General features: G+C 62.5%; 8 protein-coding genes. 3 read left to right on the top strand and 5 right to left on the bottom strand.

Annotated elements, in window-relative coordinates; genetic code table 11:
- Positions 1-803: transglycosylase domain-containing protein (locus tag VFW93_RS05750; protein ID WP_329693034.1), on the bottom strand; the 803-nt coding region annotated here is incomplete at its 3' end.
- Between the two features lie 390 nt (positions 804-1,193).
- Here VFW93_RS05750 and VFW93_RS05745 point away from each other — a divergent pair.
- The 3 genes from VFW93_RS05745 to VFW93_RS05735 all read left to right on the top strand — a co-directional run bounded on the left by VFW93_RS05745 (position 1,194) and on the right by VFW93_RS05735 (position 4,263).
- The gene (locus VFW93_RS05745; protein WP_329693033.1) at positions 1,194-2,987 is read left to right on the top strand and encodes a lipase family protein; all 1,794 of its coding nucleotides are present in this window, start codon (positions 1,194-1,196) and stop codon (positions 2,985-2,987) included.
- Positions 2,988-3,082: 95 nt separating this feature from the next.
- Positions 3,083-3,763: a hypothetical protein gene (locus tag VFW93_RS05740; protein WP_329693032.1), complete on the top strand. Its 681-nt coding sequence runs from the start codon at positions 3,083-3,085 to the stop codon at positions 3,761-3,763.
- A 137-nt stretch (positions 3,764-3,900) separates the two neighbouring features.
- On the top strand, positions 3,901-4,263 hold the full coding sequence (locus VFW93_RS05735; RefSeq protein WP_329693031.1) for a hypothetical protein: 363 nt from the start codon (positions 3,901-3,903) through the stop codon (positions 4,261-4,263).
- Between the two features lie 112 nt (positions 4,264-4,375).
- On the opposite strand, the gene acnB is transcribed toward VFW93_RS05735, so the two are convergent.
- From acnB to acnD, 4 genes are all read right to left on the bottom strand, one after another.
- Positions 4,376-6,970 (bottom strand): bifunctional aconitate hydratase 2/2-methylisocitrate dehydratase, encoded by a 2,595-nt coding sequence (gene acnB, locus VFW93_RS05730; protein ID WP_329693030.1) that lies wholly within the window; start codon positions 6,968-6,970, stop codon positions 4,376-4,378.
- 221 nt (positions 6,971-7,191) lie between these two features.
- Positions 7,192-7,734, bottom strand: a complete 543-nt coding sequence (locus tag VFW93_RS05725) for a hypothetical protein (RefSeq protein ID WP_329693029.1) — start codon at positions 7,732-7,734, stop codon at positions 7,192-7,194.
- Between the two features lie 162 nt (positions 7,735-7,896).
- The gene (prpF, locus tag VFW93_RS05720; protein ID WP_329693028.1) at positions 7,897-9,084 is read right to left on the bottom strand and encodes a 2-methylaconitate cis-trans isomerase PrpF; all 1,188 of its coding nucleotides are present in this window, start codon (positions 9,082-9,084) and stop codon (positions 7,897-7,899) included.
- A gap of 2 nt (positions 9,085-9,086) precedes the next feature.
- Positions 9,087-11,444 (bottom strand): Fe/S-dependent 2-methylisocitrate dehydratase AcnD (gene acnD / locus VFW93_RS05715; protein WP_329693027.1); only part of this gene is annotated, 2,358 nt, incomplete at its 5' end.

Here is an 11,444-nt window from a genome sequence, read left to right as displayed (position 1 = left end):
GCGCGCACGCTCAGTTTCTCGGCCTTGGCCGATTCGTATTGCGCATCGTCGATCACGCCCTGGCCATGCATGCGCATCAGCACGACCAACTGACGGTTGCGGGCGCGCTCGGGGCTGCGTATCGGATTGGCGTTGGCCGGGTTCTGCGGCAGGCCGGCCAGCATGGCGCACTCTGCAGGCGAGAGGGCGCTCAAGGGCTTGCCGAAGTAGGTCTGCGCCGCTTCGGCAAAACCATAGGCGCGTGCGCCCAGGTAGATCTGGTTCATGTAGAGCGCCAGGATCTGGTCCTTGCTCAATTCATGTTCGATCTTCAAGGACAGCAGTGCTTCTTTCAGTTTGCGGCTGATGGTCTTTTCACGTGTCAGGAAGAAGGTGCGCGCCACCTGCTGGGTGATGGTGGAGGCACCTTGCGTACGGCGGTGCGTGAGGTTGGCCACGATGGCGCGCAGCACGCCGATCATGTCGATGCCCGGGTGTTCGTAGAAGCGCGCGTCTTCGACAGCCAGCAAGCTGTCGCGCATCAGTTTCGGGATCTGATCGAAGGGCAGGTACTGGCGTTTTTCATTGCCGAAGCCACCGATTTCAACGCCATCGGCCGTGTAGACCCGCAAGGGCTGCTTGGGCTGGTAGTGCGCGAGGCCGCTGGTGTCGGGCAACTGGGGGTAGAGCACGGCGATCGACAGCAGCAGGCTGAGCAGACCGAATGCCGCACCGCCCGCCAGTATCCACAGACATTTCATCCAGAGAGGGCGATCAGCCCAGGTGAGGACCGGCGAGGAAACGTCTTCGGTGTTCTCGGACATGCACAAACCTTGTGGAGCAGCGCCCCGCAACAGCCGGGGCAGAGCCGTGGATTATGGCTGTAGTGGTGCCATGCCTGGCAACGTGGCTGTTACAGGTGGGCCATGTACCTATTTCGCGGTATGTGCGAGCTGCTGATTCGTCCGAATATTGGATTCTATTTGGACAATCTGTATTTCCTGAATAACAGATAACCAGATTGGGTGACGGGACAAACCCAGCCGACCTGGCAGAACTTATCCCCATGCATGTAGGTGTTCATGATGGGTTTGGGCCTGGAAGCCTCCAAACCCCCTGGCAGCTCTCGAACGCCGTTGGTCAAACTAAATAACAACGATTAATCGATCGTTGGCATCCGATACGCGGATGTTTGAACTAACGGAGCGAGAGACATGATCAAAACCATTACCCGCAAGCACGCACTTGCGCTTCCCCTGGCGGCCATAACCCTGGCGGTTAGCTCGGCCTATGCGGCCCCTGTTGTTGGCCCCAACGACATGAGCTTCTATGACGCGACACCTGTCGCTGGCACGCACGGCGACCTGATCGCCTACCGCTCGACCACGGTCAGCCTGGGCGATGGCGCACCGACCACCAAGGCCTGGACGGTCAAGTACCAGTCGACCAATTCCAAGGGTGCATCCAATGTGGTCACTGGCACCGTCATCGTGCCGACGGATCCCTGGACGGGCGCAGGCCCCCGCCCCATCATGTCTTACGCCGTGGGCACCCATGGTCTGGCTCAACCTTGTGCGCCGTCCTTCCAGCTCACCAAGGGCACCGACTATGAAGCCGCCAATATCCGCGCTGCGTTGAAGGCTGGTTACGCCGTGCTGGTGTCCGACTACCAGGGCTACACCAACAACTCGACCCCGACCTACCTGGCTGGCGCTTCGCAAGGCCATGCCGTGCTGGACATCGTGCGTGCCGCCACGCAATTGAACGACGCTGGCCTCACCGCCACCGCCAAGACCGTGATCTGGGGTTACTCGCAAGGTGGTCAGTCCGCATCGTGGGCCGCTCAACTCAAGAGCACCTATGCACCCAGCATGAACCTGGTGGGTGTGGCCGCCGGTGGCGTGCCTGCCGACTTCGTGACGACCGCCGACGTGCTGGATGGCAGCGCTGGCGCGTCCTTCCTGTTCGCCGGCATCATCGGCCTGTCGCAGGAGTACCCCGAACTGATTCCGCTCAACAGCCTGACCAATCCGCTTGGCCAGACCACGATCGCGCGCGGCAAGACCGAGTGCGTGTTCGAGGCGCTGTTCGACCTGATGAACCACAACCTGGCCGAGTACACGCTCAACAACCAGTCCCTGCATCAGATCGAAGCGAACGTGCCTTCGACCGTGACAGCCATGAAGGCGCAGGACCTGGGCGGCGACAAGGTATCGGTGCCGTTCTACCAGTACCACGGCAAGGCTGACGAGTTCATCCCGCTGGAACAGGCCTACCTGCTCAAGCGCAAGTACTGCGCCAAGTTCTCGGACGTGACCTTCGATCTGTTCCCCAGCGAACACATCGCCACGCAGTTCCAGGGCGCGAAATACGCACTGGGCTGGCTGGGCGATCGCCTTGCCGGCACGGCCACCAAGGGCTCCTGCAACTCGACCTTGCCTGATCCCGTGTCCACGGCCAATCCAGGCGGCGGCAACTTCATCGTGTCGCTCAAGGCCTGGCCTCTGACCGCCAGCGTCGGTCTGAAGACCCTGGCCCAGACGGTGTACCTGCCTGCAGCTTCGTCCTTCACGGCTGATACCGACATCACTGCCAAGACCCTCAAGGGTTCCTTGTCCGTGCCTGACTTCAAGCAATCGCTGAAGATCCTGGGCATTGGCTCTCAAGTCGGCATGCGCATCACGCCCGTGGGTGACACCACCGGTACCGCCACGCTGGACAACAACGGCATCCTGAAGGTGCACGGTACGGCTTATGCCGACATCACCATCACGTCGCTGTCGGGCATTCCCTTTGGCGATTGCAAGACCCAGACGCCCGTCAAGTTCCCGCTGGACTTCGAAGGCCCTGTTTCGTCGCTGGGCAATGGTGGCCTGACCTTCACCGGTACGACCAGCTTCCCGCTGATCAAGGGCTGCATCATCTCCGGCATCCTGTCGGCCTTCATGTCCGGCAGTGGTCAGACCTACACGTTCACCGTGGCACCTCCCGCCCCGGTTCGTTATTGATCTGACTTGAGGTAAGCCATGGCGTGGTCTGTCGTTTCCGATGGCAGGCCACGCCTGAAGTACCGCTCACAAAGACTTGGATGACGAGGTTTGAAATGGCTCAAGTGCAACTCACGCCCAATGCAAACAGGAAGCTGCTGATGATCTGTGGCGGGATCACGGTGGCGACGCTGGTGTTGACCCTGGTGGCACGTACCCAGATGCAGGCTGAGACCGCTGGCGGTACACGTACAGAGTCCGCCAACAGCGATACCGCAGCCAGCCTGGTGGACAAGGCCGCCGCACCGTCGCCGGCTCCCGCAGTGGAGACGGTATCTGCCAACATGCCCAAGGACTTGCCAGCTGCCGCCGCACAGCAGTCGGCGGCGGTCAATGAAATCAAGAAACAGCCTGTGATCAAGCCCATCACCGGTGAGATCAAGGAGCGCCCCGCCTTCGTATCCGAGATGGAGTGGGACATGCTCAAGGCCGTGGCGCAGCAACATGCCACACCAGACAAGGAACTGACGCGCATGGTGAACTTCCTGCGCTTTACCAAGCAGCTCGAATTGTGGGAGAGCATGCCCAAGTCGGAAGATGCGGCCAAGCGCCAGACACTGGCCAATGAACTGCTGGAAGACCTGCCCAACCGCGTGCGCCATGGCGAACTGGAACTGGCAGATGCACAGGGCAAGATGCGCGCCCTGGTGCAGGATGCCGAGTCGAATGACAAGGACCGTGCGCGTCGCATGAGCGTTGAGAACACGCGGCTTGTTGCTGTGGGCAAGAAACCCTGAGCCTGGATTCGTGCGAGGGGCACACTGTTGTTACGATGATGATCCGCATCGTCAACAATGAATGTGTCCCGGAATCCTTCATGAAAAACAGAGTTGCATGTGCAGCGATTTCCCTTGTGCTGGCTGGTTGCGGGCACATGAACGTGCCGGTAACGCCTGAGCGATACCAAGGCAGAACGGGTGTGGTCGTGACCGCATCCCATCGACTCGATCAGACCTTCTTGTATTTCGTGTCCGGTGTCAAAGTGTCGTTTGACAACCAGTCCCCTGCAACGGTCCCTTGGGGTGAAGCCACCTTCTTTGACAAGACCGAGGGTCGTCATGCCTATCGGATCTGGTACGACTATCTGGGGGGCGGAACGGGGTCCGTGGTCGGCTGTGTGCGCATTCCCAAGGATGGCATCGTGCTGATTCAATACAAGACACCCTATACCGCGCTCCAGGGCGGTGAGGTGGAGATCACCTCGGCGGACGGGCACTCGCTGGACGTGGGCTGTTGAGCTGCTTCGACGCTGCTTGACAGCGCCAGACAAAAGAAAAAACCCGCCAGGTTGACCAGGCGGGTTTTGCAGGGGATGAGCGCTTGCCGCTCATCCTGTGGGACGCTCAGGCTCAGGCAGCCTTCACGCCCTTGGCGGTCTCAACGTACTCTTCAATCTGGTTGAAGTTCATGTACTTGTAGATCTTGTCGGAGTCCTTGGCGACCACACCGACTTCAGCCAGGTACTCGGCAGGCGTAGGCAGCTTGCCCAGCTTGGAAGCCACGGCAGTCAGCTCGGCCGAGCCCAGGAACACGTTGGTGTTCTTGCCCAGACGGTTGGGGAAGTTACGTGTCGACGTGGAGATACAGGTCGAACCTTCCTTGATCTGAGCCTGGTTACCCATGCACAGCGAGCAGCCGGGCATTTCAGTACGAGCGCCAGCGGTGCCGAAGGTGTTGTAGAAGCCTTCCTTGGTCAGCTCGGCCGCATCCATCTTGGTGGGCGGTGCCACCCACAGACGCACCGGGATGTCCTTCTTGCCTTCCAGCAGCTTGCCGGCGGCGCGGAAGTGACCGATGTTGGTCATGCACGAACCGATGAAGGCTTCGTCGATCTTGGTGCCAGCGACTTCGGACAGGAACTTGGCGTCGTCCGGGTCGTTCGGGCAGCAGACGATGGGTTCCTTGATGTCGGCCAGATCGATCTCGATGACGGCAGCGTACTCGGCGTCCTTGTCGGCTTCCAGCAGGGTGGGGTTGGCCAACCAGGCTTCCTGGGCTTCGATACGGCGTTGCAGCGTACGGGCATCGGCGTAACCGTCGGCGATCATGTTCTTCATCAGAACGATGTTCGACTTCAGGTACTCGGCCACAGGCTCCTTGTTCAGCTTGATGGTGCAACCAGCAGCGGAACGTTCAGCCGAAGCGTCGGACAGTTCGAACGCTTGCTCGACCTTCAGGTCTGGCAGGCCTTCGATTTCCAGCACGCGGCCCGAGAAGATGTTCTTCTTGCCGGCCTTGGCCACGGTCAGCAGACCAGCCTTGATCGCGTACAGGGGGATGGCATGCACCAGGTCACGCAGGGTGATGCCAGGCTGCATCGTGCCCTTGAAGCGCACCAGCACCGACTCAGGCATGTCCAGAGGCATCACGCCGGTGGCAGCGCCGAAGGCGACCAGGCCCGAACCAGCGGGGAAGGAGATGCCGATGGGGAAGCGGGTGTGCGAGTCGCCACCGGTGCCGACGGTGTCAGGCAACAGCAGGCGGTTCAGCCACGAGTGGATCACGCCGTCGCCAGGACGCAGGGCCACGCCGCCGCGGTTGCTGATGAAGGCGGGCAGCTCGCGGTGCATCTTCACGTCCACGGGCTTCGGATAGGCAGCCGTGTGGCAGAACGATTGCATGACCAGGTCAGCGGAGAAGCCCAGGCAAGCCAGGTCCTTCAGCTCGTCGCGGGTCATCGGGCCGGTGGTGTCTTGCGAACCAACGGTGGTCATCTTGGGTTCGCAGTAGGTGCCAGGGCGCACGCCTTGGCCTTCGGGCAGACCGCATGCACGGCCGACCATCTTCTGCGCCAGGGTGAAGCCCTTGCCGGTGTCCTTCGGTGCCTGGGGCAGACGGAACAGCGTGGAGGCGGGCAGACCCAGGAACTCACGGGCCTTGCCGGTCAGCGAGCGACCGATGATCAGGTTGATACGGCCACCAGCGCGGACTTCGTCCAGCAGCACTTGCGACTTCAGTTCGAACTTCGCAGCTTCAGCGCCGTTCTTCTCGATCTTGCCGTCATAGGGGTAGATGTCGATGACATCGCCCATTTCGAAGTTGGACACGTCCACTTCGATAGGCAGCGAGCCGGAGTCTTCCTGCGTGTTGAAGAAGATGGGGGCGATCTTGCCGCCCAGGGTCACGCCGCCGAAGCGCTTGTTGGGCACGAAGGGGATGTCTTCGCCGGTAGCCCAGATCACGCTGTTGGTGGCCGACTTGCGCGAAGAACCGGTGCCGACCACGTCGCCAACGTAGGCAACCAGGTTGCCCTTCTTCTTCAGGTCGTCGATGAACTGCATCGGGCCGCGCTTGCCGTCTTCTTCGGGCTTGAAGGCCGCGTCAGGACGGGTGTTCTTGAGCATCGCCAGATAGTGCATCGGGATGTCAGGACGGCTCCAGGCATCGGGAGCGGGCGACAGGTCGTCGGTGTTGGTTTCGCCAGGCACCTTGAACACGGTCACGGTGATCTTCTTGGCGACTTCAGGGCGGCTGGTGAACCACTCGGCATCAGCCCAGGATTGCATCACGGCCTTGGCGTTGGCATTGCCAGCCTTGACCAGTTCGGCGACGTCATGGAAGGCGTCGAACATCAGCAGGGTCTTCTTCAGGGCTTCCGCGGCCACGCCACCGACTTCGGCGTCGGACAGCAGGTCGACCAGGGGCTTGACGTTGTAGCCGCCCACCATGGTGCCCAGCAGCTCGGTGGCCTTGGCCTTGGAGATCAGGGCGACCTTGACGTCGCCGTGCGCGACTGCGGCCAGGAAGGAGGCCTTGACCTTGGCGGCGTCGTCCACGCCGGGAGGAACGCGGTGCGTCAGCAGATCCAGCAGGAAGGCGTCTTCGCCAGCGGGCGGGTTCTTGATCAGTTCGATCAGATCAGCAACTTGGCCGGCAGACAGGGCCAGAGGGGGGATACCCAGCGCGGCGCGCTCGGCAACGTGTTGGCGATAGGCTTGCAACATGGTGTTCACCTGGTGTGGATTGGGCAAAAACGCGTTTCGGTCACAAGGAAATGCAATTTCCGTGCAGCCTGCTATTTTCGCCTAGTACGGGGGGCAAAGTCACCTCTGAGTGCGGATTTCAATGAATTTCACTCAAATCAGGTGCTGCCGATGCCCTGCTTCGGGGCAAAAAAGCAAACAGCCCGGGCAGTGCCGGGCTGTTTGTGGGCGGGATGGGGTGTTTACTGCTGCGCGCCAGCGGGTGGCTCGAACAAGGCCGGACGCGCCGGTTGCTTGGACAGTTCGACCTCTGCCGCACGCTGGACTTCATGCACGCAGCCGTCCACCACGCGACGACCTGCCTTGACGTCCATCAGCATGGACTTGGTCAGGATCTGGATCAGCAGGGCGGCGCCCTTGATGTCTTCCAGGCGGATGGCGCCCGTGCTCGACAACACGGGCTTCATCACCCAGGACTGGCTGCCCAGCTTCAGGTTGAAGTAGCCCTTGTTCTTGTCATTGCGGTCCACCGACACGCGCTTGCCGAATTCGCATTCGTAGCGGCCGATCAACACGCGCTCTGCGGCCTGCAGCTGTTCGGCCGTGGCTTCCGGCAGGGCGGCGAATTTTTCAGCGATGGTCTTCTTGGCGCCGGCCTTGGTGGCGGCGTGCGCCAGTTGGGGGCCAAAGGTGGCGGCGGCCATGCCCAGCACCATGCCGGCCGACATGGCCAGGGTGCGGATGCGTTGGTAGCGCTGGAGCTTGCTGGAGGAGGTCTTCATCATGACTGGGCCTTGATCAATCACTTGCCGGGAACAGGGGACGACAGTTCGCTGCCATCCGGTGGGCGGATCTTGCCATCAATTCGGCGCCCGGCAAGCGGGGAAGTGCCCCCACTTGGCCGGGTAATCGTGAATTCGGACGTCGTCGTGCGTCCGAAAATGTGATCAGAACGTGTCGCCCGGGACGCGAACCCAGCCTTCCATCAGGATGCGGGCGCTGCGGCTCATGATGGCCTTGGTGACCGTCCACTGGCCGTTCACCAGCTTGGCCTGGGCGCCGACACGCAGGGTACCGGAGGGGTGGCCAAAGCGCACGGCTTCACGCTCGCCGCCGCCTGCAGCCTGGTTGACCAGGGTGCCAGGGATGGCGGCCGCCGTGCCGATGGCCACCGCGCAGGTGCCCATCATGGCGTGGTGCAGCTTGCCCATGGACAGGGCGCGCACCAGCAGGTCCACCTCACCGGTTTCGATGGTCTTGCCGCTGGAGGCCTTGTAAGCCGTGGGCGGCGCCACGAAGGCGATCTTGGGCGTGTGCTGGCGGGTGGCGGCTTCTTCAGGCGTCTTGATCAGGCCCATGCGCAGGGCACCGGCCACGCGGATGGCCTCGAAGCGCTTGAGTGCCTCCGGATCCGTGTTGATCTGCTCGCGCAACTCGGTGCCGGTGTAGCCGATGTCCTGGGCGTTGACGAACACGGTGGGGATGCCGGCCGTGATCATCGTGGCCTTGAAGGTGCCGATGCCCGGGACTTCCAGGTCGTCCACCAGGTTGCCGGTGGGGAACATCGAGCCGCCTTCATCGCCATCGTCAGACGGGTCCATGAACTCCAGCACGATCTCGGCGGCGGGGAAGGTCACGCCATCGAGTTCGAAGTCGCCGGTCTCCTGTACCTGGCCGTTGGTCACGGGCACGTGGGCGATGATGGTCTTCTTGATGTTGGCTTGCCAGATGCGCACCACCGCCACACCGTTCTCAGGAATGCGCGCGGGGTCAACCAGGCCTGCGTGAATGGCGAAGGCGCCGGCTGCCGTGGACAGGTTGCCGCAGTTGCCCGACCAGTCCACAAAAGGCTTGTCGATCGAGACCTGGCCGTAGAGGTAGTCCACATCGTGATCGGGCACGCTGGACTTGGACAGGATCACGCACTTGGAAGTGGACGAGGTGGCCCCGCCCATGCCGTCGATGTGGGCGGCATAAGGGTCAGGGCTGCCGATCACGCGCATGAACAGCTTGTCGCGCGCTTCGCCTGGCACCTGGCACGAGGCCGGCAGGTCAGCCAGGCGGAAGAACACGCCCTTGCTGGTGCCGCCACGGATGTAGGTGGCGGGGATCTTGATTTGCGGTGCGAAGGCCATGATCAAGCTGCCTTGTTAGCTGCCAAAAAGTCCTGGGCGAAACGTTGCAACACGCCACCAGCCTGGTACACCGACACCTCTTCGGCCGTGTCCAGTCGGCAGGTCATCGGCACCCTCACGACTTCCCCGTTCTGGCGGGTGATGACCAGGTTCAGGTCAGCGCGGGGCTTCAGGTCGCCTTCCACGTCGTAGGTCTCGGTGCCGTCCAGGTTCAGCGTCAGGCGGTTGGTGCCCGGCTTGAACTCCAGGGGCATCACGCCCATGCCGATCAGGTTGGTGCGGTGGATGCGTTCGAAGCCTTCGGCCGCAATGGCCTCCACGCCAGCCAGACGCACGCCCTTGGCGGCCCAGTCACGCGAAGAGCCCTGGCCGTAGTCGGCGCCGGCCACGATGATCAGCGGCTGCTTGCGCTCGTAGTAGGTCTCCATGGCTTCCCACATGCGCACCACCTTGCCTTCGGGCTCGATGCGGGCCAGCGAGCCGGCCTTCACCTTGCCGTCGGCATCACGCACCATCTCGTTCTTCAGTGTGGGGTTCGCGAAGGTGGCGCGCATGGCCGTCAGGTGGTCACCGCGGTGGGTGGCGTAGGAGTTGAAGTCCTCCTCGGGCAGGCCCATCTTGTGCAGGTACTCACCGGCGGCCGAGTTCATCAAGATCGCGTTGGAAGGCGACAGGTGATCGGTGGTGATGTTGTCCGGCAGGATGGCCAGAGGGCGCATGCCCTTGAGCGTGCGCGGGTTGGCGGCCAGCGCGCCCACACCTTCCGTGTCCCAGTAAGGGGGGCGGCGGATGTAGGTGGATTGCGGGCGCCAGTCGTACTGCGGGCTCACCTTCACGCCCTTGTCGGCCTGGATGGCAAACATGGGTTCATACACGGCGCGGAACATCTCGGGCTTGACCGCTGCCTTGACGATGGCATCGATCTCTTCGTCCGAAGGCCAGATGTCCTTCAGGCGGATTTCCTTGCCGTCGACCACCGTCAGCACATCGTTTTCGATGTCGAAGCGCACGGTGCCGGCAATGGCGTAGGCCACCACCAGCGGGGGCGAAGCCAGGAAGGCCTGCTTGGCGTAGGGGTGGATGCGGCCGTCGAAGTTGCGGTTGCCCGAGAGCACGGCCGTGGCGTACAGATCGCGGTCGATGATCTCTTGCTGGATCTTGGGGTCCAGCGCGCCAGACATGCCGTTGCAGGTGGTGCAGGCAAAAGCCACGATGCCGAAGCCCAGCTTCTCCAGATCACCCAGCAGGCCAGCTTCCTTCAGGTACAGCTCCACAGCCTTCGAGCCAGGAGCCAGCGAGGACTTCACCCAGGGCTTGCGTGTCAGGCCCAGCTTGTTGGCGTTGCGGGCCAGCAGGGCGGCCGCGATCACGTTGCGCGGGTTGGAGGTGTTGGTGCAGGAGGTGATGGCGGCGATGATCACGGCGCCATCAGGCATGGTGCCTTCATTGGCAGCAGGCATGGCCCACTTGCCGGCGATGCCCTTGGCGGCCAGGTCGGACGTGGCCACGCGGGCGTGCGGGTTCGAGGGGCCGGCCATGTTGCGCACAACGGTGGACAGGTCGAACGTCAGGTCGCGTTCGTACACGGCCTTGGCCAGGCTGTCAGACCACAAGCCAGCCACCTTGGCATAGGTCTCGACCAGCTTGACTTGTTCAGCTTCGCGGCCCGTCAGTGTCAGGTAGTCCAGCGTTTGCTGGTCGATGCTGAACATGGCGGCGGTGGCGCCGTATTCGGGGGCCATGTTCGAGATGGTGGCGCGGTCGCCGATCGTCAGCTTGGCAGCGCCTTCGCCGTAGAACTCCAGGTAGGCACCCACGACCTTGGACTTGCGCAGGAACTCGGTCAGCGCCAGCACCACGTCGGTGGCGGTGATGCCGGGTTGACGCTCGCCCGTCAGCTTCACGCCGACGATTTCAGGCAGACGCATCCACGAGGCGCGGCCCAGCATCACGTTCTCGGCCTCCAGGCCGCCCACGCCGATGGCGATCACGCCCAGCGCGTCGACGTGAGGCGTGTGCGAGTCGGTGCCCACGCAGGTGTCGGGGTAGGCCACGCCCTTGTCGGCGTGGATCACGGGGGACATCTTCTCCAGATTGATCTGGTGCATGATGCCGTTGCCCGCAGGGATCACGTCCACATTGGCAAACGCATTCTTGGTCCACTCGATGAAGTGGAAGCGGTCTTCGTTGCGGCGCTCTTCGATGTCGCGGTTCTTCTGGAACGCATCGGGGTCAAAGCCGCCGCACTCCACGGCCAGCGAGTGGTCCACGATCAGCTGCACGGGCACCACGGGGTTCACCTTGGCGGGGTCGCCGCCTTCCTTGGCAATCGCATCACGCAGGCCGGCCAGGTCCACCAG

Origin of the sequence: Aquabacterium sp. (assembly GCF_036279675.1) — a bacterium.
In the GTDB taxonomy this organism is placed as follows: domain Bacteria; phylum Pseudomonadota; class Gammaproteobacteria; order Burkholderiales; family Burkholderiaceae_C; genus Aquabacterium.
The sequence above is the reverse complement of the archived record's forward strand: the minus strand, read 5'-3'. Positions and strand labels throughout refer to the sequence as shown.

Excerpts from the sequence above, each read along its gene's own strand:
- VFW93_RS05745 (WP_329693033.1), top strand. The coding sequence starts at position 1,194 with ATGATCAAAACCATTACCCGCAAGCACGCACTTGCGCTTCCCCTGGCG.
- VFW93_RS05740 (WP_329693032.1), top strand. The coding sequence starts at position 3,083 with ATGGCTCAAGTGCAACTCACGCCCAATGCAAACAGGAAGCTGCTGATG.
- VFW93_RS05735 (WP_329693031.1), top strand. The coding sequence starts at position 3,901 with ATGAACGTGCCGGTAACGCCTGAGCGATACCAAGGCAGAACGGGTGTG.
- acnB (WP_329693030.1), bottom strand. The coding sequence starts at position 6,970 with ATGTTGCAAGCCTATCGCCAACACGTTGCCGAGCGCGCCGCGCTGGGT.
- VFW93_RS05725 (WP_329693029.1), bottom strand. The coding sequence starts at position 7,734 with ATGATGAAGACCTCCTCCAGCAAGCTCCAGCGCTACCAACGCATCCGC.
- prpF (WP_329693028.1), bottom strand. The coding sequence starts at position 9,084 with ATGGCCTTCGCACCGCAAATCAAGATCCCCGCCACCTACATCCGTGGC.